The 24,445-nt window shown below is 60.4% G+C and carries 25 protein-coding genes and 1 pseudogene; 10 read left to right on the top strand and 16 right to left on the bottom strand.

What is annotated here, in order from left to right; genetic code table 11:
* Window positions 1–23: 23 nt before the first annotated feature.
* From RID11_RS05340 to RID11_RS05300, 9 genes are all read right to left on the bottom strand, one after another.
* Entirely contained in the window at window positions 24–1,067 is a 1,044-nt protein-coding gene (locus RID11_RS05340; RefSeq protein ID WP_350136384.1) for an NAD(P)-dependent alcohol dehydrogenase, read from the bottom strand.
* A 66-nt stretch (window positions 1,068–1,133) separates the two neighbouring features.
* Window positions 1,134–2,765 (bottom strand): molecular chaperone GroEL, encoded by a 1,632-nt coding sequence (locus RID11_RS05335; RefSeq protein ID WP_350136383.1) that lies wholly within the window; start codon window positions 2,763–2,765, stop codon window positions 1,134–1,136.
* A gap of 76 nt (window positions 2,766–2,841) precedes the next feature.
* Window positions 2,842–3,645: an iron-sulfur cluster assembly protein gene (locus RID11_RS05330; protein ID WP_350136382.1), complete on the bottom strand. Its 804-nt coding sequence runs from the start codon at window positions 3,643–3,645 to the stop codon at window positions 2,842–2,844.
* Window positions 3,646–3,650: 5 nt separating this feature from the next.
* On the bottom strand, window positions 3,651–4,673 hold the full coding sequence (locus tag RID11_RS05325) for an amidohydrolase family protein (RefSeq protein WP_350136381.1): 1,023 nt from the start codon (window positions 4,671–4,673) through the stop codon (window positions 3,651–3,653).
* 83 nt (window positions 4,674–4,756) lie between these two features.
* Window positions 4,757–5,131 carry an MmoB/DmpM family protein gene (locus RID11_RS05320; protein WP_350136380.1) on the bottom strand — a complete coding sequence of 125 codons (375 nt, stop codon included), beginning with the start codon at window positions 5,129–5,131 and terminating at the stop codon, window positions 4,757–4,759.
* Window positions 5,132–5,153: 22 nt separating this feature from the next.
* Window positions 5,154–6,215: an aromatic/alkene monooxygenase hydroxylase subunit beta gene (locus RID11_RS05315; protein ID WP_350136379.1), complete on the bottom strand. Its 1,062-nt coding sequence runs from the start codon at window positions 6,213–6,215 to the stop codon at window positions 5,154–5,156.
* Window positions 6,216–6,267: 52 nt separating this feature from the next.
* Window positions 6,268–7,323: an NADH:ubiquinone reductase (Na(+)-transporting) subunit F gene (locus RID11_RS05310; protein ID WP_350136378.1), complete on the bottom strand. Its 1,056-nt coding sequence runs from the start codon at window positions 7,321–7,323 to the stop codon at window positions 6,268–6,270.
* An 85-nt stretch (window positions 7,324–7,408) separates the two neighbouring features.
* Entirely contained in the window at window positions 7,409–9,073 is a 1,665-nt protein-coding gene (locus tag RID11_RS05305) for an aromatic/alkene/methane monooxygenase hydroxylase/oxygenase subunit alpha (RefSeq protein WP_350137734.1), read from the bottom strand.
* Window positions 9,074–9,599: 526 nt separating this feature from the next.
* Window positions 9,600–10,859, bottom strand: a complete 1,260-nt coding sequence (locus RID11_RS05300) for an RNA polymerase factor sigma-54 (protein WP_350136377.1) — start codon at window positions 10,857–10,859, stop codon at window positions 9,600–9,602.
* Window positions 10,860–10,945: 86 nt separating this feature from the next.
* On the opposite strand from RID11_RS05300, the gene RID11_RS05295 reads away from it, so the two are divergent.
* Window positions 10,946–11,875 (top strand): hypothetical protein, encoded by a 930-nt coding sequence (locus RID11_RS05295; protein ID WP_350136376.1) that lies wholly within the window; start codon window positions 10,946–10,948, stop codon window positions 11,873–11,875.
* Here the strand turns inward: RID11_RS05295 and RID11_RS05290 are convergent.
* Genes RID11_RS05290 through RID11_RS05280 form a run of 3 tightly spaced genes read right to left on the bottom strand, consistent with a single transcriptional unit; the run spans window position 11,868 to window position 13,473 of the window.
* On the bottom strand, window positions 11,868–12,047 hold the full coding sequence (locus tag RID11_RS05290) for a hypothetical protein (protein ID WP_350136375.1): 180 nt from the start codon (window positions 12,045–12,047) through the stop codon (window positions 11,868–11,870). The two genes, RID11_RS05295 and RID11_RS05290, sit on opposite strands and share 8 nt — an antisense overlap.
* A gap of 29 nt (window positions 12,048–12,076) precedes the next feature.
* Window positions 12,077–13,201, bottom strand: coding sequence for a WD40 repeat domain-containing protein (locus tag RID11_RS05285; RefSeq protein WP_350136374.1), 1,125 nt, complete (start codon window positions 13,199–13,201; stop codon window positions 12,077–12,079).
* Window positions 13,198–13,473 carry a hypothetical protein gene (locus tag RID11_RS05280; RefSeq protein WP_350136373.1) on the bottom strand — a complete coding sequence of 92 codons (276 nt, stop codon included), beginning with the start codon at window positions 13,471–13,473 and terminating at the stop codon, window positions 13,198–13,200. The genes RID11_RS05285 and RID11_RS05280 overlap by 4 nt, the downstream gene beginning before the upstream one ends.
* Before the next feature lie 47 nt (window positions 13,474–13,520).
* Here RID11_RS05280 and RID11_RS05275 point away from each other — a divergent pair, with 47 nt between their 5' ends.
* Together RID11_RS05275 and RID11_RS05270 are read left to right on the top strand one after the other, a co-directional pair.
* Complete coding sequence (locus tag RID11_RS05275; protein ID WP_350136372.1) at window positions 13,521–13,796, top strand: hypothetical protein; 276 nt, start codon at window positions 13,521–13,523, stop codon at window positions 13,794–13,796.
* A 290-nt stretch (window positions 13,797–14,086) separates the two neighbouring features.
* A complete protein-coding gene (locus RID11_RS05270; RefSeq protein WP_350136371.1) occupies window positions 14,087–14,992 on the top strand; it encodes a GNAT family N-acetyltransferase in 906 nt (301 codons plus the stop codon).
* Between the two features lie 300 nt (window positions 14,993–15,292).
* Here RID11_RS05270 and RID11_RS05265 read toward each other — a convergent pair.
* Window positions 15,293–15,673, bottom strand: a pseudogene (locus RID11_RS05265) (type III glutamate--ammonia ligase); the annotation flags it as partial.
* Between the two features lie 470 nt (window positions 15,674–16,143).
* Between RID11_RS05265 and RID11_RS05260 the strand changes: the two are divergent.
* Window positions 16,144–16,296 carry a hypothetical protein gene (locus RID11_RS05260; RefSeq protein WP_350136370.1) on the top strand — a complete coding sequence of 51 codons (153 nt, stop codon included), beginning with the start codon at window positions 16,144–16,146 and terminating at the stop codon, window positions 16,294–16,296.
* Here the strand turns inward: RID11_RS05260 and RID11_RS05255 are convergent.
* A complete protein-coding gene (locus tag RID11_RS05255) occupies window positions 16,293–16,481 on the bottom strand; it encodes a hypothetical protein (RefSeq protein ID WP_350136369.1) in 189 nt (62 codons plus the stop codon). The two genes, RID11_RS05260 and RID11_RS05255, sit on opposite strands and share 4 nt — an antisense overlap.
* Before the next feature lie 71 nt (window positions 16,482–16,552).
* A complete protein-coding gene (locus RID11_RS05250; protein WP_350136368.1) occupies window positions 16,553–17,557 on the bottom strand; it encodes a helix-turn-helix transcriptional regulator in 1,005 nt (334 codons plus the stop codon).
* A gap of 178 nt (window positions 17,558–17,735) precedes the next feature.
* Between RID11_RS05250 and RID11_RS05245 the strand changes: the two genes are divergently transcribed.
* From RID11_RS05245 to RID11_RS05230, 4 genes are read left to right on the top strand one after another with little or no spacing between them, the layout of a single operon-like run.
* Window positions 17,736–18,485: an SDR family oxidoreductase gene (locus RID11_RS05245; RefSeq protein WP_350136367.1), complete on the top strand. Its 750-nt coding sequence runs from the start codon at window positions 17,736–17,738 to the stop codon at window positions 18,483–18,485.
* A gap of 23 nt (window positions 18,486–18,508) precedes the next feature.
* Window positions 18,509–19,045, top strand: a complete 537-nt coding sequence (locus RID11_RS05240) for an anthrone oxygenase family protein (RefSeq protein ID WP_350136366.1) — start codon at window positions 18,509–18,511, stop codon at window positions 19,043–19,045.
* Window positions 19,042–19,899, top strand: coding sequence for an alpha/beta fold hydrolase (locus RID11_RS05235; RefSeq protein ID WP_350136365.1), 858 nt, complete (start codon window positions 19,042–19,044; stop codon window positions 19,897–19,899). Before RID11_RS05240 ends, RID11_RS05235 begins: the two co-directional genes overlap by 4 nt.
* Window positions 19,896–20,150: a hypothetical protein gene (locus RID11_RS05230; protein ID WP_350136364.1), complete on the top strand. Its 255-nt coding sequence runs from the start codon at window positions 19,896–19,898 to the stop codon at window positions 20,148–20,150. Before RID11_RS05235 ends, RID11_RS05230 begins: the two co-directional genes overlap by 4 nt.
* A gap of 332 nt (window positions 20,151–20,482) precedes the next feature.
* Here RID11_RS05230 and RID11_RS05225 read toward each other — a convergent pair whose 3' ends face one another.
* Window positions 20,483–21,499, bottom strand: a complete 1,017-nt coding sequence (locus tag RID11_RS05225) for an AraC family transcriptional regulator (RefSeq protein WP_350136363.1) — start codon at window positions 21,497–21,499, stop codon at window positions 20,483–20,485.
* Between the two features lie 186 nt (window positions 21,500–21,685).
* Here RID11_RS05225 and RID11_RS05220 point away from each other — a divergent pair, with 186 nt between their 5' ends.
* Window positions 21,686–22,144 (top strand): (2Fe-2S)-binding protein, encoded by a 459-nt coding sequence (locus RID11_RS05220; protein ID WP_350136362.1) that lies wholly within the window; start codon window positions 21,686–21,688, stop codon window positions 22,142–22,144.
* 3 nt (window positions 22,145–22,147) lie between these two features.
* A complete protein-coding gene (locus RID11_RS05215; protein ID WP_350136361.1) occupies window positions 22,148–24,391 on the top strand; it encodes a xanthine dehydrogenase family protein molybdopterin-binding subunit in 2,244 nt (747 codons plus the stop codon).
* Window positions 24,392–24,445: the final 54 nt, after the last annotated feature.

The raw sequence follows: 24,445 nt of genomic DNA, 5'->3' as shown, positions 1-24,445 counted from the left end.
GACAAATGTAGATCGGTCGGCAGTCATGGCACGATCACCCCGCGACCGGTAAAGCGGCGGTTCTTGAAGTCGTCGATCGCCTTGTTGATGTTTGCGAGCTTGTACTCGGTCTGGTGCATTTTCACCTTACCCTCGGCATTCATCTCCATCAGTTCCACCAGTTCGATATAGTCGCCAACGAGACTTCCACCGATCTTGATTTCATTGACCACAAGTTCGAGGGTTGGAATTTCGATGCTGCCGCCATACCCGACAACGATCAGTTCGCCGCCCTGCCGCAGCAATTTCCAGCAGATATTCTCAACGCCCAACTCTCCCACGAAGTCGATGACCACCAATGCGCCACCGCCTGTCAGATCCTTGACCTCCTCGATCAGGTTCGGCCCGCCATCCAGCACGGCATCCGCCCCCAGTTCGCGGGCCAGAGCCTGGGCACCGGGCTCGCGGTCCACCGCGATGACCTGGCCGCCGCACAGATGCTTGAGGCATTGCAGCGCAATGTGGCCCAGGCCACCGACGCCAAGCAGCACACAGGCAGAACCGGGGTGCAACAGCTTTGCCGCGCGTTTCGCAGCACGGTAGGCGGTGATCCCGGCATCCGCCATCGGTGCCACATCCAACGGCATGATCCCGGTGTTGAGCTTGATGAGAGTGCGTTCCGACGTCTTGAAATATTCGGCGAAACCGCCGTCCATGCCCAAGCCGGGGAATATCCCGTGGTCGCAATACATGTCATGGCCGTACCGGCAACTGAGGCAGATTCCACAGCTGCGCAACGGATGGCAGATGACCGCATCGCCAGGTTTGACCGAGGTCACGGCGCTGCCGACATCCTCGACCCAGCCAGCGTTTTCATGTCCCATTGTGTATGGCAGAAGTGCGCCGTCACCATCCATGATATCCTTCCAGACACCTTCGATGATATGCAGGTCGGTGCGGCACAACCCTGCCGCGCCGACCTTCACAATCACGTCGGTCGGCGCGTCGATCGTGGGAGAGGGAACGTCCTCGATCTTGAGGGTCACGTTCATCTCGGGATCGTATTCGTACAGTCTTGCAGCCTTCATCTTTCGGGCTCCTTGTTATGCGTCGGGGCCGTGCATCTCTTCTTGTCACACGGCGGAACAGTGGGATTACTGACGGCCAAGCAGTTCAGCCCCTCCGCCAAGCGCCGGGCCTTCCGTCGGGTCGGCCTCGCCCTCATCCAAATCGCCTATGAGTGTCTCGGTCGTCAGGATCAGCGTCGCGACGGATGCGGCGTTCACCAGAGCGGAGGCAGGCACGCGTGCGGGATCGATAATTCTGGCCTCGTACATGTCGCTGTAGACGCCTTTGGACGCATCAAAGCCATACCCCGGCGGACCGGAGGTTATTGCTTCGATGACTGCGTCGCCATCCGCACCCGCATTGGACGCGATGCGTCGCAAGGGCTGGGTCAGAACCGAACGGACCAGAGCGATGCCTTTGCCGATGTCACCCATTGCTGTCAGATTGTCGAGTACGGGCCCGGCTTGGGCCAGACAGGTCCCGCCACCGGCGACAACGCCGTCTTCAGCTGCGGCGCGCACGGCGCAAAGTGCATCCTCGATCAGTTGAACCTTGCGTTTCTGCTCAACCGGCGTGAAACCACCGGCATAGATGATCGCACTGCCGCCCGACAGTTTCGCCAATCGCTCCCGCAGCTTGTCCTGCTCGATGTTGGGCGGGGCCACATCATACATGCGCTGCACCTGATTGCGCCGGGCGACCACGGCGTCGTGATCCCCCTCGCCACGCAGGACACTGGTGCTGGAGGTCGTGGAACGCACCATCTCCGCACCCCCAAGCTGCTCGCGAGTGACCTCTTGGATCTTCTTGCCAAGATCGCGCGCCAGAACCTCGCCCCCGGTGATGATGGCGAGATCATCCATCATGGCGTTGCGCCAATGGCCATATTCCGGCGGATGCACGATAAGGAACTTGCCTGCCCCGCCATTGCCCAGCAACTTGATGACGACTTCAGGCGCAATCTCTTCGGCGATGATGACCAACGGGCGGTCTTCGTCTGCGGCGATGGAGATCGCCTGATCAAGGAGCGAGGGATCAAGGATCTTCTGGTCAGTCATCAGGATCAGCGGATTTCGCAGAACCGCTTCCATATGTTCACGATCAGTCACCATGTGATGCGAGATGTATCCGCGCTCAAAGGACATGCCTTCCATGACTTCCATCGTGGTTTCGATGGTCACGCCAAAATCCGCAGAGATAACCCCCTCGTTTCCGATCCTGCGATAGGCTTCGGCCACAAGATCGCCGAGGTCCGGATCAGTTGCGGAAACGCGCGCCACGGCCTCCAGATATTCAGGATGTTCCGTGCAATCCTTGGAGGACTCGTCGATTGCATCGACGATGCGCTTTACGGCCATGTCGATGCCCTTGCATAGATCGACCGGCTTTACCCCGTTATCGGTCAGCGCGACACCACGCTGAATCAGCGCATTGGCCAGAACGATGGCGGTCGTGGTGCCATCGCCCGCCACTTCGTTAGTCTGCATCGACACCTCACGCACCACCTGTGCGCCCATGTTCTCGAAGCGGTCTCTCAACTCGATCTCGGACGCGATACTCACCCCGTCACGGCTGATGAGCGGTGTTCCAACAGGACGATCGACCATCGCGTTGAGCCCCTTTGGCCCGAGTGTGGGCTCTACCGCGGCGGCGAGCCGCGCCACCCCGCGCGCCAGCGCCTTGCGTGCCGGTTTTCCGTGTAGAAGCAGTTTGGCCATTTCTTCCTCCTTCACTGCGCGAACAGTCCGCGAGTGTCCTTCTGAAAAGTTTTGTTTTCCCGGTTGGTTTTCCCGGTTATCTTGACATCTTGGCAGCATCGCGGTGCGGCACGCGCCCCGCGATGAAATCCACGAGCGTTGGACCGTCCGGACCTATCTCGACCTCCTTGTAACGGGTCGAGGCAAGACCCCGGCACATCGCTCCGTTGAACTCCATGTTGATCCTGACACCCCGCAGGCGTTCTAGATGTGCCTTCAGCCTGTCAGGCAGGATGCACTGGCCTTCCCAGGTCGGGAAGGCCAGATCGCCGGGTTCCTCGGCCAGACCGCAAGATAGCAGCAACTCCCGATACCGCGGCTTCTGCTTGATCGCCTCCTCGTCCGCGAACTGTATGCAATCGAACTCTCCCAAGCTCATCGATACGATCCGCTCAGCCGAAAGACCGCGCTTGCGAACGCCGAGCAGCATGGCTTCCTGCCGCCGGTCGAACGCCTTGGCCATGAAGGTCTCTGCGACAGAATCGAGATTGGCACCGTCACAATACTGGGCAAAGACCGCGCTGAACGCGCGCCCGCTGTTCACACCCTCGTTGACCTCATCGCCAAAGCAATGATCACTCAACTCGACCCTGATGTCCTTGACCCAGCGAAGCTTTTCGACTTCGCGCCGGATTCCGAAAGCCATCAAGAAGGCGAAATTGGGCGAACACCAATAGGTCGGGAGGCGGAACACAACTTCGACACGATGGCTTTCGATGACCTCGATGCGCTCGATAAAGCCCATGTCGGTGACAGGTTCATCAAGTTCCGGATCGTTCACCCTCTCCAGACATTCCCAGACTTCGAACTCGAGAGCCGTCCTCATGATGTTCGTCAGCATGGCCTCTACTCCGCCGCGATCTGAACCGGCGCTGCGGAAAGCTGCTTTTTCTTCGCTTCCACGTCGATCCCGTACAGCCGGGCTGCGTTCAGACCGAGGATCTTTTCCTTGATTTCATTGGTCAGTTGCACGCCGCGTTCCTGTGCGATGTCTTCGGGAATCTGGAACTCCCAGAACTTCTCGACCAGCCATTGCGGTGTCCAGATCGCATAATCCGAACCGAACAGAAGGTTGTCCTCACCGACCCAGAACAGTAGCTCCGCCATCACTTCGGCGAAATAGCGTGGGCGCGCATGGATGAAAGGCAGCGCAACGGCAAGACCGCCGTAGACGTTCGTCTCCTGCACGGCGATCCAGCAGAAATCGTCGAGGCGCGGCAGTCCGCAATGCTCGATGATCCAGTTCAGGTTCTGGAAATCGGTGGCGGCATAATCCACGTCATGCACGTCGAACGCATCCTTCGAAAGCGGGATGATCGTCGGACCCTTGTGCACGTGGATGTTCTTGATCCCGAGCTTGTCACACAGCTCGAAGCACTTGTAGGCATCGGGATCGTTCAGGGCGAAGCCCTTGGAAGCACCGTGCCATTCCGCAGTGTAGATCTTCACACCCTGGATATCGAACTCTTCCTTCATGTAGTGGATCTGTTCGAGCGCCTTTTCGCCATCGCGGGGGTCGAAGGATCCGTTGACGATGAAGCGCTCGGGATGGCGCTTGGCCATCGACGAACTGCGCTCGATCGACGAAAACCCCTTCTTGTAGAAGTCGCGCAGCACGGTGGTCTGGATGATCGCCATGTCGTCCGGACCGTCGATGAACAGATCGCGGTAGATGTCGTCCTCGGAATACTTCTCGAACCGTGCCTTCTCCCAGAGATGCTCCGGCGGACTCAGATTCGTGTGGTAGGCGTAGAAGCACTCAATGAATTGCTTGCCGTGCACGTTAGACTGGTTCTCGGGGCTGCCGTCCCAGAAATGCGTATGTCCGTCGAGCACGAAGATCTCTTTGCCGTCTTTGGTCTTGTACATGATATCCTCCCTAACGTGTCGCTGAATTGTCTGGAGGCTCCAGGGCCCGTCACGGGATGGCCCCGGAGCGTTTCAGGATGTGATCAGATGTATTCCATCACTTCATTCATGTCGCCGAAGAGGACCACGGTGTCGTCGTCCACCCGCACCATCCGCCCGTAATGGGTGGAGGTATTCACCTCGAAGGTCTCGGCGGTCATGTCGCGACCCAGATATTCGGAGATCTCGCTCATCTTGAAGATCAGCTTGCCTTCGCCGTCGATCCGGATGGTGGCCGGGTTATAGGTCACCGTCACCTTGGGGTCGTTCTCCTCCATGAACTCGGCGATGGCGCGGGCCTCGACGCTGTCGTTCATGGTGACGCCGCACTGATGCGAGACCTCGCGCGAGGTCAGATCGATATCTTTCATCGACTTGAAGATGTTCTGTTTGGTCGCATTGCGCGCTATGCTAGACATTTCTCTTATCCTTTTCCGAATGTTATTCGAGGCCCAGCTCACCGAGGATCTGGCCAAGGCGCTCCTGCGAGACAGCTTTGACATCCTCGAACGAGACCGGTTTGGAATGCGGCTGTGACCAGATCGGCTGAAGCGCGGCGGCGGCCTTGTTGGCAAGATCTCCGTGCTTCTTGACCCAGGTCTGGAACAGTGCCTTGTTCTGGGCACCGAACTCGGGGTCGTTGGCCAACAAATAGATAAGGTCCACCGTGTTGGCGAGGTTACGTTCATAATCCGCCTCAGCCGCGGAAATGACAGGTGGCGTGATGAAATCGTTGTTGGCCGCGGCCGCCTGCATCAGGAAACCCGAGCGGAAAAGTTCTCCCACCAGAGGTTCGAACACGATATTGATCGCGAAATACTGTTCGAGATAATCCTCCGTGCCCATGATGGTTTCGATGGCCTCGCGCGTCGGCTGCCAGATCGGATCTTCCAGCCAAGCTTGCTTGCCAAGCGTGTCGTCCCAGCCTTCGATGTCCATTCCGATCTCGGCCAGGTACAGCGTGATGTCCTGCGACAGCCGCATCTTGTAGGACGAGTTGGTCAAAGTGGCGTTATTGATCATCTGGGTATAGCCGTAGCGCTGCGCCTGCATCAGCGACGTGCCCATGCCGAACTCAGCGTGCTTCCAGGCACCCAGGTGCTTTTGCAAGATCTTTTGCCATACTTTGTCGAATGCGGCTGGCGCTCCGGCCCGACGGGCATTGGAGATGACATTCTGCACCATTGTCTCGATCTTGGACTGGCGCTGGTAATGCGTCCGCTCCCATTCCTGGTCGGGCGCTCGGAATGCATGCCAGTTGGATGATTTGGCCCGGGTCGCGTCCTTTGTGTAGGCGCCGCCCTTCTTGCCGCCCTCGAACTCTATGATCCAGTTTTGGATCAGATAGCGCTCAGGATCCGGTTGCACGTCGACGGTGACGTCCTCGTAATGGGTGGCGCGCTTGCCGCGCGGTTCGTAGTAGTTGTATTTGCGGCTTTTCGACCCCACGAATGTTGCGGCGCCGGCCGCCCCGGAACCAACCGAGCTTGATGTCGCTACCATTGTAGCCTCCCTTTCTGTGTCTTTTCACGTCACTAGCGATCAGCCTTGTATGTCAGGCCGAAGAACCGGAAGTGGGCGTGAACTTGTCGTAGAAAATTCGATCGGTATCGAAGTCCTGCATGAACAGGACCGGCGTCAGGGCATCGATCATCGGCGGCGGACCGCAGGCGTAGACATCGCCTTGCCCTTCGATCCCCAAATCCCTCAGCCGTTGGTCAACACTTTCGTGCACGAACCCGCGTTCGCCACTCCAGTCGCTCGCCTCATCCTCGTGGCTCAGAACGGGGATGAAATGAACTTCGGGATGCACGGCGGTCAGTTCACTGATCTCGTTCAGTTTGAAGAGATCCCCCTGCGTGCGCGCGCCATAGAAGAAATAAACCGGACGCTCCTCGCCACTTGCGACATGGTCATGCAGGATGGACCAGACAGGTGACATGCCCGACCCGGCCCCGACCAGGATCACGGGTCCGTCTCTTTCTTCGCGTCGGAAACACATCCCGTAGGGTCCCGTGATCCTGACCTCGGCTCCGATGCGGATTCCTCCGTCGTCGAGTTCATTCGAGAACCGTCCGTCGGGGTATTTCTTGATGATGAAGGAGAGTTTCTGGGTTTCGCTCGGCGGATTTGCCATGGAGAACGAGCGTGTAATCTCCTCCCCCTCTTCGGTCCTGACGGTGATGTCGACATATTGGCCTGCCCAGAATTTGAGAGGTTCATCCAGTTCGATCTGGACGCTCCGAATGTCGTGGGTCAGTTTCCGAAAATCGACGATTCTCCCCGAAAACTCCTTTACAGGGATGGACTTGGACAGAAGTTCCTCATCGTAGTTGAGAAGTTCGATTTCCACGTCGCTATAGGCCACGGTGCGACACATGAGGATGTGGCCACTGTCCTTTTCGCTATCATTCAACGCAAAGGTGGAATAGCGCAGCATCTCTGTCTCGCCGTCAAGCTGGACACATTTACACGCCGAGCACTGGCCTTCCTTGCATCCATGCGGCAATGCGATCCCCTGACGAAAGGCGGCGTCCAGAATGGTCTCGCCGTCCTCCACCTCGAACTCCACGCCAACTGGTTCCAATCGGACGGTATGGATGTCCGTCATTTTCATAGTCTCCCTGGTATTCCACAGCCGTTTTCGGCCTGCGTCTTGTGAAGAGGCCGCTTGGCGCGGCCTCTCCGGTTCTTTTTCAGTGGCAAGGATTGATCGTGAAGCCCTTGCGATATTCCGCGACATGGGCATCACGCTCGGCATCCGACATCGCACGCAGCGCCTTGAGCGGCGATCCCAGGGTGTGGCCCCGGACATGCTCCAGCTTCCACATGTCCTTGTCGTCGAACCGCAGGTGCGGCTGCGGCACCAGCGTCTCGCCGTCGTCACGCACGAAGTTGAGATCCTTGATCGCATCGGCGAGATCCCAGCCATCGTAGAGGGTCTCCCACTCGCGCTTGCCCGAGAACTTGCCCATGGCAGGCGTCGGCCGACCCTGATACTCGTCGGCAAATGCCTCAACTGCGGTCCAACGATCCAGTTCATGAGCGAAGGTGTGCCACTGGCCGTCGATCTGATCGACAACCATATCCTCACGGATGAGGCACGGCACCAGGCACGACCAGCAACGGTGCGGATAAGCGTAGCCGACATCCTCGTTGAAGATCAGTACCTTCTCGCCAGGACGGCTGAGCTTGTCATACCATTTCCAGAAATCGCCGAATTCGGCGTACCAGCCCGGATACTTGTGCTCGAACCACTCAAAGTCCTTCTCGGTCTGGGCTTCGATCCGCCAGAAGTTCACCGGCCAGCCCACTGCGAAGAACTGCGCGACCTTGTGGACGTAGTTCTTTTCGGTGATCCGCTTCCACGCTTCCTGAACATCGTCGTGATGAACCTTCACGCCGTATTTTTCGAGCGGCAGCATGTAGGTCCGATAGTAGTCCTCGAAGATCCACCGGTGCCACATCTCCGCGTAGGATTCCTTGTCCTTGTCGCGGTTTGTGGTGCCGTATTCGATGAACGTCCCGATTGCGGCGTCGACGATCGCGTGGTTCTGCCAGAAGGCATAGCGCAGGTCACGTTCCAGCAGCAGGTGGTTTTCCGGCTCTTTCAAGGCGGCCATCAGCAACGAGTGCCCGTTACCGATATGCCGGCTTTCATCCGATTGCACCGACAGGAACACGGTCGGCAAGGCGTAGTCGCCATTACGCGCGGCTTCGGACGGCATTGCCACAAAAAGCGTGTTCGTGAAGGCGGTTTCCGCAACCACGGTCAGGTACATGCAGGCGGCGGTCATCGTATCGCCGGTGATGAACCCTTCGCCGAACTGGCGGCCGATGGTGGTGGCGTAACACTTGCCAAAGGCTTCCTCGGTGATGTCGAAGCCCGCCGGATCGATGTAGTTTTCCATATACCATTTCTTCAGATTCATCTGAATCGTGGAATGACGGAACTCATCCACCATCTGCATGGTAAACCCGGTGCGCAGGTCTTCCCCCGGTGCCAGACGTGCCACCATCGCCATGGAGCGCGCAGCCGAGATTTCGGGGAAAGGAATGATCGCCAGAAACAGCTTCATCCACTCGATCCAGCGCGGTTCCACATTGCGGAACATGTCTCCGCGCAGTGCCGCATCGAGCGCCCCATAGACGCGATTGTCCTTTTCCTCTTCCATCGGGAAGTAGGAGCGCAACACCTGCTTCATCGGGTCGCGCGGCGCCTTCGTGATCTTGTAGTCGGTTGGGAAGGTGCTTGCTTCCTGGACATACGAGGGATTCCAGCCGAGGTCGGAAATCTTCTTGGTCGCCTCCCCGACTGAAATGCCACGCTGCGACGTGATCTTGTTCAACGTCAAAGTCATGCCATGAGTCTCCTTCAGGTTCGCGGATCGGTTGCCCGATCGCATGAATGGCGGCCAGAGCCGCCAGCTTTTGAACAAGCCAGACAATCGCTTCAGACTGTCTGACCGCGAAACACGGCAAAGGTTGGAAAGCACAGGGTTCACTGCCGGATACTGCGCGGCGAAGTAACTTTCGCCAGCATCATGCTGCGGTGCGGCTTTCTCTCCTTCGTTCTTGCGACACGCCCAAAGCGACGGGACGTGCGTCTTATGCGAAACTTAAAAGCACGCGGTGTTCCAGAACGGCCAAAACGGTGACAAGCACGCATGAAACATCAATTAATTCTTTGTTTTAATTGGAATAATTTTTTTGATTTTTTCAGTTCTGATTCAGCTTGAAAAAGCAGCATGCGCGACCGAACGCCGCAGCGTCACATTCCGTTACACTTGGATTGAACACCGCTTGATCAGCATTACAGCCAAAGGGTAGAAAATGTTACAATTGGCCTAATGTTTTCTGAAACACGCCGGTTGAAGATACGCGTCTTCAGGCCCGGCCACGCCGCGATGCAGCGGAGGCAAAACCGCAGAGGTCTCTGTATTTTGCGACCATGCGGCGAGAGATCGCGATACCCTCGGCAAGCAAAAGCTCTTTCAGCCGGGTATCCTTGATCGGATCACTGATGTCTTCCGAGGCAAGGATCGCCCGCATCCTGGCCATCACCTGCGGCTTGGAATGCGCGCATGACGCCGTAGATGCGGCCCTCGCGCAGAGATCACGGGCGGCGATCATGCCCTGCGGAACGTCAATAAGATATCCGTTCAATACCCGGCTTACCGTGCTGGCATGAAACCCGGTCGCTGCGGCCAGTTCGCTCATACTCAGCGGATGCAGCGCCTCTGGTCCGGAATCAAAAAACGCCTGTTGTCGTGATACGAGCTCGGCCGTGACCTTCCGGGTCGCCGAAACCCGCAGGTCAACGGCCTGTTTAAACCCGCGAGCCTCTTTCAACAGGCGTGTCAAATCCTCGCTTCTGTCACCCTTGCGGGGTAAACTCGCGATCTTGACCACCGGCTGCGCCTCGGAGTTGAACACAATCCTCCAGCCATCATGACCGCGAACAACCGTTGCGTCAGGCTCGCGCGCAAGGGTCGGGTCGCAGGCAAACATTGCGCCGGGCTTCGGATCGAGACGCCGAAGAACCGCGATACAATCGCGCACGTCATTGCAGCTTAGTCCGGCCTCCCGCGCCAGTCTCGTGACACCGTATCCCTCCAGCACGCCAAGATGATCAAGCACTGCGGCCATTTCACTGCCGACGGTACCCCGCGATTCAAGTTGCAGGCGCAGACATTCCTGCAGGTTGCGCGCAAATAACCCCGGCGGGTCAACCCGTTTCTGCACAAGCCTCAGCACGGCATCCACCAGCGCGTCCTTGACACCCAGCTTGGCCGCTATGTCCTGGACTGACGCGCCTATCCAGCCGCTCGGCTCCAGCTCTTCGATCAGGCGGTTTACGATCAGTGCAAGCAAACCGCCCTGAGCAATCAGGCCGCTCAGATCTGCCGAGACGTGGGCGTAGACGCTCTGCTGTTCTTCGCCCCCCATGGCCTCCAGCGCATCGGTGCTGCTGTTGTGCATGTAAAGACGCGGTCGCGGGCACTCTACCAACAGCAGCGGATTGGTATCCGCCGCGTCCAAAAGAAACTCGGACAGTTCCAGCGTGGACATGCGCAGCATCATGGCAGACTGCTGAAACAGGATGCGCTGCTTCTGCGCCGTCACCAGGCCAAGGCTCACCGACATGTCGGTACTCCCGAAGCAAATACCACTGGCCAGTTTGCGCGCCTGCGCGCTATGCTCGAGGAAATCGCAATCGAACGGCCACCCGCATGAGCGACGACCTGACAGGCGAGATCACGCCCCTGCGACCCCCCCGGCCAGAGCAGTCCTACCCCGGCCTTTCGCCGCAACTCCTGGCACGCGTAGAGCAACTCTGGTCCGCCAATGGCCTTGAGTTCGATCGTAGCTGGAAGCTGGCCGTTCGGTCGCTGCCGGGTTTTCGCGGCCTGCCCCGGCTTGACACGCCAAGCAGTGCGCAGGTCGATCTGGTGTTTCTTTTCGATCAATGCGTGATTTGGGTAAAGGCGCTGCACGCCGCTGCCGTTGCCGGCAAGGCGCAAGGCACGCCGGGGCTCTATCCCGAGCAGTGGAACGGAATGGCAGCGGTCAGTGCGCGCTTGATAGAGCAGATCACCGCGCTCAGGATTCTCGCGCTGACAAACCTGCCGATGCCCGCGATGCAGATTGCCCGGTCCGTTTCGGAAGACGTGGACATGATACTGGCGCAGTTGGCCCGACACAAACTTGCCGCACGATTTGTGGGATGCCGAGATGTCGACGAGGCCAATGAATTCTGGCGGCGTCACATCGCCGGTGGCCGGGCGTTTCGCGCTGTTGCGGAGAAACTTTACAACATCGGCCTCGATCAATCCGCAGATACAGAATACGGCCAGTGGCGACAGAAGGTGCTCACCATCCTTGGCGCCGCCGTGCACAGCAATGCCCTCGCGCCGCCCCCTGCCGAAAGACGGCGGGGGCTGATGAACGATGACAGCATCTACTTCGCAACCTTCCGGATTCATGAGCTCTGCGCCTATTCACAATTGATCAAGCCCAACCTGACAGAGGCCTTGGAATGCGCCGCCCAAAAGCAGCCGCCGTCGAACTCGCAGGATGCGCGGCTTGCCCGGCTGGCCGCACCGATGAGCGCGGTTCTGATCAATCAGATCCAGAGCCTCGCCTGGCCTGCCTCTAGTTGACGGGCTGTCTTGTCTCACCGAACTTTCCCTCGGCAATCCATCGTGCTGCGAGCACAAGCGCCCCCATCGCGAAATCCTTGCCATGGGCATCGACCATCTCTTCGGAAATCGTGGCGAGAGATCTGAAAAAACGGTCCTTGCTTTCCTCTTCGGATGACAGTTTCGGTTCCATTCTTTCTCCTGTTTTCTGCTAGTGGCTCACTATTTGAACATCGCTTTCGGGAAACTTATGATCGCAGCGCGTCCATCGGCGAAACCCAACGCCAGGTTCATGCCGTCTTCGGACCAGCCCATCGCCGACACAGGCGCGCCGCGGCCCTCGCAGAGCATCAGCTCGTCACGCTGGCCTAGCGGGCAGATCGTTACCAGCCCGTTGGCATAGCCGGCTGCGCAGGTCTCACTCTTCGGGTTTGGCGCGACATGCTCAACCAACGTCAGGCCCGGTTTGCCCGTCTGAATTGGCGCACCTTCATGGGTGCCGAAAGGCAGGTCGGGCAATCGCCAGCCCACCACGCGGAACGCGCCTGACGCCACAAGCACCCTGGCCTTGGCATTGTAGGCGACCGAGGCCACGGGTCCGGGGAAATCCACGATCCGATCAGCCTGCCCGGTTTTCACGTCAACAACAATCAGAGCCTTGTCTTCGCAGCCCGCCGCAATCCACCGCCCGTCAGGCGACCAGGCGAGGCTGGTTACAACGCCGTCGGCCTTGATCTCGGAAACGGCTTCCAATGTCTCGGTCTTGAGGACCGTGAATTGGCCCGCATGCCAGGCGACGATCAGCCCCCCGTTCGGCGAGACCGCCAGTTTCATCACTGGCGACGACAGGTCGCACTCCGCCTTCGCAGTCATGCTCTGTGTCTCCAGCAGCGCAACATGTCCGCCCCGCGCGACGAAGAACTCCGCCTGCCCTGCCGAACAAAGCGCCGTGACCGGGGCGTCGCCGTCGCAAACAAGCCTTACGGTCTGCCCGCGTGCCGTCACCCGCCAGAGCGCAGTTCCCTCGCCGCCCACGGCAAATCCCTGTTCACCCAGACGACAGAAGACCCTCCCAAAGAACTGCGGATCGGGGCGAATTTCTGGCGCGGGCGGGTTTTCACGCGGCCGGATCGTCGTTCGCCCCGTCTCCAGTTCCATGCGTATCCGACGTTCCGGGTGTTCGGCATCGGCCATAGGCAGTATTGCAAGCGTCCCGTCTGCCAGCATGCACGCCACAGCCGACGTATTGGCATTGAACACGATCTGCGCGACAGCGTCGCCCAACGCCCATTCCCGCCCGATGAGATCGAACAACGACAGGGCCTGCGGCGGCTTGGTTTCGATCATGTCGTGTCTCCGTTGGTCAGTTCGGCAAGTTCCTCGTCCAATTCCGCCATGTCTTGCTCCAATCTGCTGATCTTCGCTTCACAGATATCGACAGCCGAACGCTCACGCTGCATCCTTACGTCGGTTTCGCCAATCCCTCCCATCTCCAGCACCTCAATGCCGCAGATGCTCTGACTGAGCCGCAGATGTTCAGCGGTGGCCGCCGAAAGCTCCTGGGTGACCGCCAACCGGGCCTTGAGAATGTCCTGCACTGATCTGCCTTGATCCGTCATGCCTGCCTCCTGTAAGTCTGGTCGCGCAATGCAAAGAGATGCCCGGGATGATGCTTGATCCGACCGACTTGGCGTTTTTCCAAGAGTTGGCCGCAGTCTGCGGCGAAAGGCTCGGGGCCGTCGATCTCTGCACGAAGGCTGCAGAACGCGCGGCGACAACCGGCCAACCGGACGACCTACGCGCCGCACGATTGGCGCTGGACGCGCTTGCACCGGATCTCCGTGAGGCCATTCAGCGGCAGGTTCATCACAGCCTTGTCGGCAACCTTTCCATGATATGGGACCGGCTTCCCGGAACCCCACGCAACGGTCCTGCGAACTGAGGCTGCTGGCCCTAGGACGAACTCGCAATCGGATAGCGCTCCCGTGCCGCGGAAGCCATGCACCCGTAGACTCGAACTGGATTATTCCGGTTGTCATGGGGTCACAAATCCTGGCCTCAAAGTTTCATGAAAGCTTTCGTCGCGACCGCAGCTTGCAATAAAGCACATTGAAAAGTAAGGATTTATGTTAGGATTGGGCATGTAACCATGACGTTCGTAAACCCCTGTTACACCGTCCACCGGCGAACGTAACACTGTGTGCCAATGGCTGTACCCGTCGCACCCGATACATGGCCGAACGCTGCGGCGCGGCGAATCAATATGGGTCAGGGTCGGCCGTGCCACCTGACCCGATCGCAACCGCAACCCAGCCTATGAAACGAGCAAAACTCGCCATGACACCGCGTCTGAGACCCTTCGGAAAAGACGATTTGGCGGCGATCGTCGTGCAACTCGGGGACCCACGCGTTGCCGAATGGCTCGCCGCCATCAGGCAACCGTTCGATCTCAGTCAGGCCAAGGAGTTTCTGGCTTACTCCGCAGACCCGGCGCAAAGGGTTTTTGCGCTCGATCAGGACGGTGTCGTGATCGGCGGGCTCTGCCTTGGCGATGCACTCTGGTACTGGCTTGCGCCCTCGCATTGGGGCCATGGTTATATGGCACGCGCGCTCCGTGCTGCGCTTGCAGATCACTTCGCCGTCCCGACACCACCGCTGACTGCCACCTGTCGCGAGGACAATACCGCTTCGCTCTCAGTGCTGAGACGGATCGGCTTTTCCGCCGCCCCGATGACCTGCCGCATGTTCTTTCACGGTGCCGGAACGAGCTATCTTTGCCGCGATCACATGATGACGCCAGAGCAATGGCATGTTCTGAACCCGCCACACCTTCAGGGTCCCCGCATCAGCCTGCGTCCCGCGCGGCAGGCCGATTTGGCATCGGTTCAGCGACTTCTCCAAGGTCAACCGCCCTGCGATATATGGCCCGGGCAGGACGAAACGCAGGTTCGCAATTTTTTGGAGACCCATCGGTTTCGCGGCGCAGGCACAGCGCTCTGGATCATAGAAAACGAGGAACGTTGCGTGCTCGGAATGGTTTTGTGCGGTGGCGGCAGACCAGCCCTCCGCTTTTTAACCGCGCAGGATCGCGACAGGCTGCTGAGCGAAGTTCACACGCTGCTTGACCTGCCATGCTGATTTGCCACTGAACTTTCATCCAGCCGGAACCTGAGCCGTTCAGCTCGATACGACAGGTGGCGCAGGTGGAGCAACCGACAAGCGCGCCAAAATTTATCCGCTTGGCCCATCGGACGCTCTTGTGAAACCCACATCGGGAGTGCTTCAACAGCGCGTCACGCGAGATCAGATGTCGAGCGTGTTGTCCTTCTCCCATTGGGTAAAGTGCGACACATAGGCGTTCCATTCCTGCATCTTGAGGGTCTGGAACGCCGACGAGAACGCCTCTCCCATCGCCGCCTGCAGGTCGTAGCAGCGCTACACGGCGGTATCGAACGGGTCGCTGATATGGTCACCCGCAGGCGTAAGCAAGAAGAACTCGGCCTCGGCCCCGGTTTTCACGTAAAGGCCCTCTTCGGCGGCCTCGTCAATCAGCCGCCGCAGCACGTTGCGCGGGGCCTGCGCCACGTCCTCACCCTCCATGACGCAATTCGCGGCGACCCACGCGACCTCCGGCCTCCACGGCAACTGGATGACCGTGGAGGGATCGGGCACGGCCAGCATGTCGGGATGCGCCGGGGTCATATCGAGCCAAGTGGCGAACCCGGCGAACCCGGCGCCGTTTTCCTGCATCTCCGCGATGGCCTGCGCCGGAACCATCTTGGCGCGTTGGCCGCCGAAGAGATCGGTGAAGGAAATCATGAAATACTTGACGCCCCTGGCGTCCTTGGCCGATCTGAAGGCAGACGGAATGAAGCGTATAGATGTCGCTACGGCAGAGCTCGATTTCCGTCAGACCAGACGTCGACCGGGCCACGAAACGGTTGTTGGCTTCTGCTCTTTGCCTCCAAACTGGACTGCTCCATTGGGCCCCGTCAGAGACAACCAGGCCAAACCTACGCCAGAACAATAAATCGTGCGATCGAAACATGAACATCAGCTGCACAAGACGCCCCGCAACCAATTGAAATGACGTCAGAATCGCCACCATCCATCATAGGCGCAGAAGATAGTCTCGCTGCCTCGGTGGCTGCGTTGTTTGGCATTCAGAGTTCTCCTCAGGTGCGCCCACTACCGGAACGGACACGTTGTGCACATCATACGCACACGGCGTCACTCATTCCAGCCCACCCAGTACAAAGACAGTAAGACGGCGGCGTTTGGGAAGGGCTGTGCACACGCTCACCGACGTGATGACTATCATCCCGGCCTCGGCGCTAGGCCTCGCGGCTATTGCCGACGCCATCGACCCTGTGATCCTGGTGGCTGACTACGACCCAGCCGTCGGCAGCGTACTGAATAAGCACGGCTTCAACTTGCTCTAGATCTGCCTCGCAACAATCATTGGCGCTGTCTTTATCTGGCTCAGCACCATGACAGCTATCTGGGTCACGGCCATGGTTGGAGGCGGGCGGAAATTGGCTATCTCCTGTTCGTCGATCTGCAGGGTTACATGAACTTTTTCCCTGGCACGGTGATGACCCTGATCTCTGCCACGGCTATCTTGCATAGCTTCTGGGGCTGGCTGGTCGCAAGTCCGCGAAAGCCGCCTGAGCGTCGCCGATTTGCAAAAGGATCAATTCAATTCAACCGCTCCGCGCGCAGTGTCTGTGGGGTCATCCCGGTCCATTTCCGGAACGCCCGCTGGAACGCATTGGGATCGCGGTACCCGACGAGGTGGGCGATCTGCTGGTTGTTCAGGTCGCTCTTTACCAGATATCGGATCGCCAGATCTTTTCGCGTGTCGTCCAGCAGCGACTGGAACGTGACCCCTTCGTCGTCCAGGCGCCGGAGAAGTGTGCTTCGGCTGAGTTTCAAGCGCCCGCACACATGGGCGATCGTGGGTTCGGTGATCGAGAAAGCCTCCAACATCGTCGCGCGGACCCGGTCCGACAGGGGTAAGCCATTGGACTGGATCATGGCCTGGCTTTTCAGGTCCGCTTCCGTGGCGTTCCAAAGCTCGGGATTGTCAGAGACGAAGGGCGCGCGCGCATCGGCGCGGGCATAGGTCAGTATGGCGTCGCCATGCTCTGGGACCTGGCCGAAGGTCCCTTCCAGACGCTCGCGCTCGTCCAGCGGCAGCGGCAGGCAGACCCGCAGCGGGCGGATCGCATGACGCGCCAGCGCATTGGCCTGCGCGTGCAGGTAAATGATCTGTGGGCTGGTGAACGATCCGGGCAAAGGCCCGGTGGCCACGTCAGGAGCGACGCGCACGGTGAACTCGGACGCGCTGCGCGACATTATGAATTGCATCGGCCCGAACAGGCTCTTGAATTGTGCCATGCGCGTGATGCCGGTCTCGAAATCCGGAGCGGTGGATAGCGCGAAAAGAACCGGGATTGCCGGACCGCCCGCCATCCGCAATCCGAGAAGCTTCGAGACGTCCTGCTGCCCCGATAGTGCCATTATAGCGTTCCAGAGGCGCAGGTATTCGTCGGCGGTAACCAGGAAGGCCCGGTCTCTACGCTCGGTCGCGTTGAGGCCCGCACGGGTCAGAACCTCGTCCCAGCCGACACCTAGCATCCCGCAGATCGGCCCCGACAGGACGGCGGATGTGTAGATCGGGGATCGCTCTTGCGACTGCATGCCATCGGCCTTTCGCGCGGGAGTACCGCTTATTGCACTAGAACCGCTCGCCCTGTCCCACGCAACAGCCATGAGCCGATCTGCAAGTCATTGATACGATCTGCAAGTCGCAATCAGTGGAAGAAGGCCATTCAACAAGCCTACCTAGACGATGACACCATCGCTTGGAGAGACCGGCTTGGACCTGACATCGAAGATCATACTCGTCACCGGCGGTGGTTCGGGCATCGGCCTTGAGCTGACCCGGCAACTTGTGTCGCTTGGCAACACGGTCATCATCTGCGGGCGCGACGCAGACAAGCTGGCCGAGGCCGCGCGCCTGACCGGGGCGCAGGCTATCGCGGGGGATGTGACGATTGCAAAGGATCAAGAGCGGATGCTGGCCGATATTCAGGTGCAGCATGGTCGCCTCGATCTGCTGATCAACAACGCGGGCATTTTTCTGGCCTATGATTTCAGGACCGACCCGGACACGCTGCAAAGGATCGAGCGCGAGATCGCGATCAACGCGACGGCACCCCTGACCCTGACGCGGCGCGCCTTGCCACTGCTGGAAAATAGTGGGCAGCCCGGCGTTCTGTTCATCGGATCGGGCGTTGCCTTCGTCGCGTCGCCCGGAACGCCGGTCTATTCCGGGACCAAAGCCCTGATCCATCACTGCGCGCAAACCTTGCGTCACCAGTTGAAGCCCTATGGCATCACCGTATTCGAAGCCCTGCCGCCCGTCGTCGATACCGACATGGCATCGGTGCTGAAGTCCGACAACTTCAAAAAGATGAAGCCCGCCGACCTAGTGCGCGACATACTTGAAGGATTGCGCCGAAACCAGACCGAGATGCTGCTGGGACAAACACGCCAGATCAAATGGATGAGCCGGATCGCACCCGCGTTTCTGTTCCGCCAGTTCGCCAAGACCGAGTTTCATTGACCTCCAACGACAGGGACAACGTCATGCAATCCGAAATCTATCGCGCCCGCGTCAATGCGCTGACGGTCATCACCTCGGCTGCCTTTTTCGGCGCCAATCTCTTTATCGGGCTGTCGATAGGGGGTTACTGGCTCAATCTCCCTCCGGGCGATTTTGTCGCGCAGTTCTTTACCCAGTTCAGCAATTTCCTCTACACGATCATGCCGCTTTTCCTCCTGATGCCGGTTGGCCTGATCCTGTCGGCCCGGCTCGATCGGGACAATGCCCCGGCGCGGCGGAACTGGGGGATCGCGCTGTGGCTGTATCTGGCCGTCTCGCTGATCACGATTTTCTTCCACATGCCGCTCAACGTGCGACTTGCAGCGGTGATCGGGTCGCCCCTGGGGGATGTGCTGGATTTCTACAAGGCCATCGCCCTGGTCGGTCCGGTGACAGAGGAGAACGCGGCCACGATCCGCGGGCTTTGGCTTCTGGGCCACATCCCCCGCGTCCTGATCACCCTTGCCATACCCATCTACGCGTTGCGCGCAATGGCCGCTCATGAGCAGGCGCAACGATGAAGCTTGAATTCTGCACCATTGACGGACTTCGGATCCGTTTCGCCGTCGCGCGAAACCCGGGCAAGCCGCAGGTCGTCCTGACCTCGCCGCAACCGATGAGCATCCTGACCTATGACGCATGGTGGGATCGACTGGCCGATGAGTTCGATGTTGTCGCGGTAGACCTGCCGAACCATGGAGGCTCTGATGCGGCGCGCCACGTGACGACGGTCAGCCAGCATGCGGGGTTTTTCGGCAAGATCCTCGATCATTTCGACCTGGCCCATCCGCACTTTGTCGGGCCCGATATCGGCACACCGATGAGCCTCAGGTTCATGGCCGACACGCCGGGTCGTCTGAAGTCTGCCACACTCGGCGATGCGGGATGTGTTGGCGTCGTCGAAGGGGCATGGCTGTTCCGTGGGCTGGTCAACTCTCGCGTGGTGCAGCTTGCCACGCTGTCCGCGGGCGGGGCCATCGGCGGTCGCATCTATTGCGCCGCCGCAAATACGATCGGGTACCGTCTCAGTCGCCCAACAGCCGCCGCCAAGGCCGACTACCTGGCAGGATCCACATCATTTGCGAAGCTCAAGGGGCAGGTCGGATTTCTGGGGAGCTACCCGGACGAGACGCCATCACTGGAGAAGGACGTGGAGAAAATCGAAACCCCTGTCCAGGTTCTGCACGGCGAATACGATACCTTCGTATCGGTCTCCAACTCGAAACGGCTGGCCGATCTGCTGCCCGACAGTCGTCTCGCCGTCATCGAGGGTGCTGCCCACTACGCATGGGAAGACGCGTCCGAAGACTACCTCGCGCGCGTGCTTGCCTTCATTGCCGATGTCGAAAAGGAAAGTGGAGGTATTGCCCGATGACTCTCGAAGCCCTCGGCATCCCGGTCTACAGCTTCCTGATCTTCGGCACCCTCGCGGTGCAGTCCACCTATTCCGCCCTGACCGCCGACCCGGCCTTTGGCTTCTCCAACCGCGATGGCGCCCCGCCGGGCATGAGAGCGACGGGTCTGCGGATCGACAGGACACTGGGAAACCTCAAGGAAGGGGCGATCATGTATCTGCCGCTAGCCCGACTTGCGGTCAATCTCGATATCTCGAACGGGTGGACCTGAGGCGCGGCGCTCCTTACGATTGTCTCGCGGCTGATCTATGTCCCCGTCTTCTACCTTGGTATCGCGGTCCTGCGCACAATGGTCTGGCTCCCCAGCTTCGTCGCTATCCCTGCGCTTGCGGTCGGGATTCTCATCGGGGCAGCCTGACAAGATGCAACTGCCCCCGCACAAATCCATGCAACGACAGCGATCCTGAAGACCGATGCAACCGGTCGCAGGGCCGTGAACGCCATCTCCGTCTAGTCACTGCAGTCTTAACGGTGGGTGGCCGTCTGATCCCAATGTCACGTGCCTAGGGTAGCTGTAGACCGCGCTCCAGAATGATCCAACGGCTATTCAGCCTCTCCGGTCTGTTGCTTGGGTGCCTCGCGAAAGGCGACAGGCGCTTGTCCCGTCCACCTGCGGAAACTTCTCGAAAAGCTGTTGGCATCGCGGTAGGCGAGCACGCTTGCGATCTCTTCGACGCGCAGGGTGGTCTTGGTCAGATACCGGATCGCCATGTCACGCCGCGTGGCGTCGAGGACCACCTGATACGACGTCCCTTGCTCGCGCAATCGCCGCTGCAGTGTGCTGCGGCTGATCCCGAGCGCAAGGGCCACGTCCTCGGCTCCCGTGCGCCCTGCGGGCATCAGATCGACCAAGGCTCCCCTCACCCGGTCGGCGACAGGCCAACGGTCGTTCTGGGCTGCCAGCTGAAGCTTGAGGTCGGCCTCGATATCGGCCCAGAGGGCGGGATTCTCGGAAATGAACGGGCGTTTCGCGTCCTCCGGGGAGAAGGCCACGTAGGCGGCAGGCGACCGCTCCGGCATGATCCCCAATTGACCGGCGATCATGTGCCGCTCTTCCTCCGATCCATCGAAGCCCGCCGCAACCGGGCATACCAGATGGGCCGCAGCCCCGCGAATGTTCTCCACCGCGACCACAAGTTGAAGGGCGCCAAGGCTCGGCGGCATGGGCACGCGGGCATCGACGCTGTCGAACTCCAATCGCAACAGCCCGCCATCCCAGAACACTCGCATGAGCGTCGGGCCGAGCAACGACTTGAACTGCGCCAGACGTATCAGGCCGGTTTCCATGTCGGGCGCACAGGACAGCGTGAAAAACACCGGGATCACCGGCCCGCGGGAGATCGCAACACCGAGGTGAAGCACATAGTCGGGGCGCGGCGACAGCACCTCCATCGTGTTCCAGCAGTCGAAATACTGCTGCGCCGTCACACGCATCTCTGTCCGACTGCGGGCTAACCCACCAAGGCCTGCCGTCTCGAGCATGACCTGCGGATCAACGCCGAGGATGCGGCATGCCACGTCCGTCGCCATGAAATTGGAGTATGTCTGTGAACTGTCCATGCACCCAAGCTTTCAACTACCTTGCCTCAATGCCATGGGCGCATGGGCAGAACCAGACTCTGAATGCCGACTGACCCAATCTGAATTCACCTGACCACATATGCATATCGCTCTGGCGAACCCATGGATTTAACTCTTGAGGGCGCACGGTGTCACGCCACGTCCACAAACTGACTGGAGCGAAACATGCTACTCACGGTAAACGGCAACAGTCATGATGTGGACTTGCCATCCGACATGCCCCTTCTTTGGGTATTGCGGGACGGGCTGAACGTAACGAGTGTGAAGTATGGCTGCGGCATCGCGCAATGCGGTGCTTGCACGGTCCATATTGGCGGCGATGCCGTGCGCTCCTGTCAGGTGACCCTGGGCGATGTCTGGGGTGATGTGACAACACTCGAGGGGCTGGGAACGCCCGATGCCTTGCATGTTATTCAGGCCGCCTGGATCGAACATCAGGTTGCGCAATGCGGCTACTGCCAGTCCGGCCAGATCATGCAGGCGGCCGACCTTCTGGCCCGCATCCCCGAGCCATCCGATGACGATATCGACGCCGCTATGTCGGGCAATCTGTGCCGCTGCGGGACCTATCCCCGCATCCGCGCCGCCGTCCACAGCGCCGCCAGAGCGATGCGGGAGGCCTGAGCCATGGGACGCGTCAGAACCATTGCCCGCCGCAGCTTCCTGATCGGGTCGGCCGCCATTGTCGGCGGGGTCGCCTTCGGGGCCTATTTCGTGACCCGTCCGACGCCAAACCCCCTGCTCGGCGATCTGGGCGAGGGCGAAGCTGCGCTGACCCCCTTCGTCAAGATCACGCCGGACGGGATCACGCTGATCGTGCCGCGCGCCGATGTAGGACAGGGGATCGCCTCGACCCAGGCCATGCTGATCGCCGAGGAGCTTGATATTGACCCAAGCACGGCCACGCTCGACCCCGGCCAGCCGCATCCGGCCTATTTCAATGGCACCGTAGCGGCGGACGGTCTGTCTTTTCCGGGGTGGGATGAGGGGTTCGTCGCGGAGACAGTGCGCGACCTGATGATGAACGTCGCGCGGCTTTCGGGGTCGCAGTTCACCGGAGGGTCGTCCTCCACCGCCGACCTGCACGAGACCTTGCGGCGCGCCGGCGCCACCGCCCGCGAGACGCTGAAGGCCGCTGCCGCGGCGCGCACAGGGCTGTCCTCAGCGGATCTGCGGACCGAGAACGGTCACGTTGTCCTGCCCGACGGAACACTCATCGCCTATACCGAACTCGCCGCCGAAGCGGCAGCAACCGAGCCGGTGACCGACGTGGCCCTGCGCCCCGCGTCCGACTGGACGCGGCTCGGCAAGCCCTATCAGCGGCTCGACATCGTGGCGAAATCGACCGGTACGCAATCCTACGGAATCGACGTGGCCTTTCCTGGCATGCTGCATGCCGCGGTGCGCGCAAACCCCGGGCGCGGCGGCAGTATGGCGAGCTACTCTCCCGATGCCGCGCTGGCGATGCAGGGCGTGCGGTCGGTCGTCGAGGTGGACGAGGGGCTGGCGGTCATCGCCGACAACACCTGGTTCGCCTTCAAAGCCGCCGAGGCGCTTCAGGTCGACTGGCTGCCCCCAGACTATCCGGCCAGCAGCGCTGAGATGTGGCAGGCGCTCTCGGATGCGCACGCGGATGAGTTCCGCAACAGCCGTCTGCGCGACGACGGCGATGTCGAGGCGGCGCTGAACGGTGCCACCGTGATCGAGGCGGAGTACCGCGCGCCGTTCCTCGCCCATGCTGCGCTCGAGCCACTTAGCGCCACGGTGCTGGTCGAAGACGACTCGGTGACGATCTGGACCGCGACGCAGGTGCCCCATGTGGTACGGGATGCGGTCGCCGATGTAACCGGCATCGAGGCGGGCAACGTCATCCTCCACGCTCTGCCTGCGGGCGGCAGCTTTGGCCGCAGGCTCGACCACGATTACGTGGTGCAGGCGATCCAGATCGCCGCCTCCATGCCTGGCAGGCCGATCAAGACAACCTGGAGCCGCGAAGAGGACATGACCCACGATTTTCCACGGCCCCTACACATGGCGCGCGGGCGGGGGACAGTGGCAGATGGCCGCGTGCTGGCCTGTGATCTGGACACGATCAGCCCGTCGCTTGTGGGGTCCTGGTTCGGGCGCGTCTTCATCGTGCCGCCCGGACCGGATGCGATGCTGGTCTGGGGCGCCTTTGACCAGCCCTACGCCATCCCGAACTATCGCGTGACGGGCTATGCCGCGCCGCCGATGATGCCGGTGGGGTCGTGGCGCTCTCCCGGAGCCTGCTCCAACACCTTCTTCCACGAAAGCTTTTTGTCGGAGCTGATCCACGCCGCGGGCGCCGATCCGCTGGAGGAGCGGCTGCGCCTGATAGACCACGCGGACTCGCGACGCGTTCTGGAGGCCGTCGGCGAGATGTCGAACTGGGCTGGCGCCGATATTGGGCCGGAGCGCGGGCGGGGCATCGCCTTCGCCTACACGCACGGCGTACCCGTTGCCGAAGTCATCGACGTGACGATGACCGATCGCGGGCTGCGCATCGACGAGGTCTGGATCGCAGCCGATTGCGGCACCGTTTTCGACCCCGTCAACGCCGAGGCGCAGCTGACCGGGGCCGCCATCTTCGGCCTGGGCCACGCGATGAATTGCGAACTGACCTACGAAAACCACGCGGTGCAGCAAACCAACTTCGATGCGTTCGAAGGCATGCGACTGCACCAGACGCCGCGGTTCCATACGCAGCTTCTGGGCCTCGCCGAGCGGGTCCGCGGATTGGGCGAACCCGCGACCGCACCGGCGGCGCCTGCGCTGGCCGACGCCATCTTTGCCGCGACGGGCCAGCGGCTGCGAGAGATGCCGTTCAACCGGTCGGTGGATTTCGCGTGAGACATGCGGCGCGCCTGTCCCTGACGTCCGCGGCCAGCCTCATGCCCGGACCGC

The organism is Roseovarius sp. (assembly GCF_040219995.1).
Lineage (GTDB): Bacteria > Pseudomonadota > Alphaproteobacteria > Rhodobacterales > Rhodobacteraceae > Roseovarius.
This window is presented reverse-complemented; position numbering and strand designations above follow the sequence as displayed.

Coding starts and splice junctions, on each gene's coding strand:
- RID11_RS05285 (WP_350136374.1), bottom strand. CDS start 13,201: ATGATCGAAACCAAGCCGCCGCAGGCCCTGTCGTTGTTCGATCTCATC.
- RID11_RS05310 (WP_350136378.1), bottom strand. CDS start 7,323: ATGACGGACATCCATACCGTCCGATTGGAACCAGTTGGCGTGGAGTTC.
- RID11_RS05250 (WP_350136368.1), bottom strand. CDS start 17,557: ATGCAGTCGCAAGAGCGATCCCCGATCTACACATCCGCCGTCCTGTCG.
- RID11_RS05230 (WP_350136364.1), top strand. CDS start 19,896: ATGACTCTCGAAGCCCTCGGCATCCCGGTCTACAGCTTCCTGATCTTC.
- RID11_RS05305 (WP_350137734.1), bottom strand. CDS start 9,073: ATGACTTTGACGTTGAACAAGATCACGTCGCAGCGTGGCATTTCAGTC.
- RID11_RS05255 (WP_350136369.1), bottom strand. CDS start 16,481: ATGCAAGATAGCCGTGGCAGAGATCAGGGTCATCACCGTGCCAGGGAA.
- RID11_RS05315 (WP_350136379.1), bottom strand. CDS start 6,215: ATGGTAGCGACATCAAGCTCGGTTGGTTCCGGGGCGGCCGGCGCCGCA.
- RID11_RS05320 (WP_350136380.1), bottom strand. CDS start 5,131: ATGTCTAGCATAGCGCGCAATGCGACCAAACAGAACATCTTCAAGTCG.
- RID11_RS05220 (WP_350136362.1), top strand. CDS start 21,686: ATGCTACTCACGGTAAACGGCAACAGTCATGATGTGGACTTGCCATCC.
- RID11_RS05290 (WP_350136375.1), bottom strand. CDS start 12,047: ATGGAACCGAAACTGTCATCCGAAGAGGAAAGCAAGGACCGTTTTTTC.
- RID11_RS05235 (WP_350136365.1), top strand. CDS start 19,042: ATGAAGCTTGAATTCTGCACCATTGACGGACTTCGGATCCGTTTCGCC.
- RID11_RS05335 (WP_350136383.1), bottom strand. CDS start 2,765: ATGGCCAAACTGCTTCTACACGGAAAACCGGCACGCAAGGCGCTGGCG.
- RID11_RS05300 (WP_350136377.1), bottom strand. CDS start 10,859: ATGTCGGTGAGCCTTGGCCTGGTGACGGCGCAGAAGCAGCGCATCCTG.
- RID11_RS05240 (WP_350136366.1), top strand. CDS start 18,509: ATGCAATCCGAAATCTATCGCGCCCGCGTCAATGCGCTGACGGTCATC.
- RID11_RS05275 (WP_350136372.1), top strand. CDS start 13,521: ATGATGCTTGATCCGACCGACTTGGCGTTTTTCCAAGAGTTGGCCGCA.
- RID11_RS05280 (WP_350136373.1), bottom strand. CDS start 13,473: ATGACGGATCAAGGCAGATCAGTGCAGGACATTCTCAAGGCCCGGTTG.
- RID11_RS05295 (WP_350136376.1), top strand. CDS start 10,946: ATGAGCGACGACCTGACAGGCGAGATCACGCCCCTGCGACCCCCCCGG.
- RID11_RS05340 (WP_350136384.1), bottom strand. CDS start 1,067: ATGAAGGCTGCAAGACTGTACGAATACGATCCCGAGATGAACGTGACC.
- RID11_RS05225 (WP_350136363.1), bottom strand. CDS start 21,499: ATGGACAGTTCACAGACATACTCCAATTTCATGGCGACGGACGTGGCA.
- RID11_RS05325 (WP_350136381.1), bottom strand. CDS start 4,673: ATGTACAAGACCAAAGACGGCAAAGAGATCTTCGTGCTCGACGGACAT.
- RID11_RS05330 (WP_350136382.1), bottom strand. CDS start 3,645: ATGCTGACGAACATCATGAGGACGGCTCTCGAGTTCGAAGTCTGGGAA.
- RID11_RS05215 (WP_350136361.1), top strand. CDS start 22,148: ATGGGACGCGTCAGAACCATTGCCCGCCGCAGCTTCCTGATCGGGTCG.
- RID11_RS05270 (WP_350136371.1), top strand. CDS start 14,087: ATGGCCGAACGCTGCGGCGCGGCGAATCAATATGGGTCAGGGTCGGCC.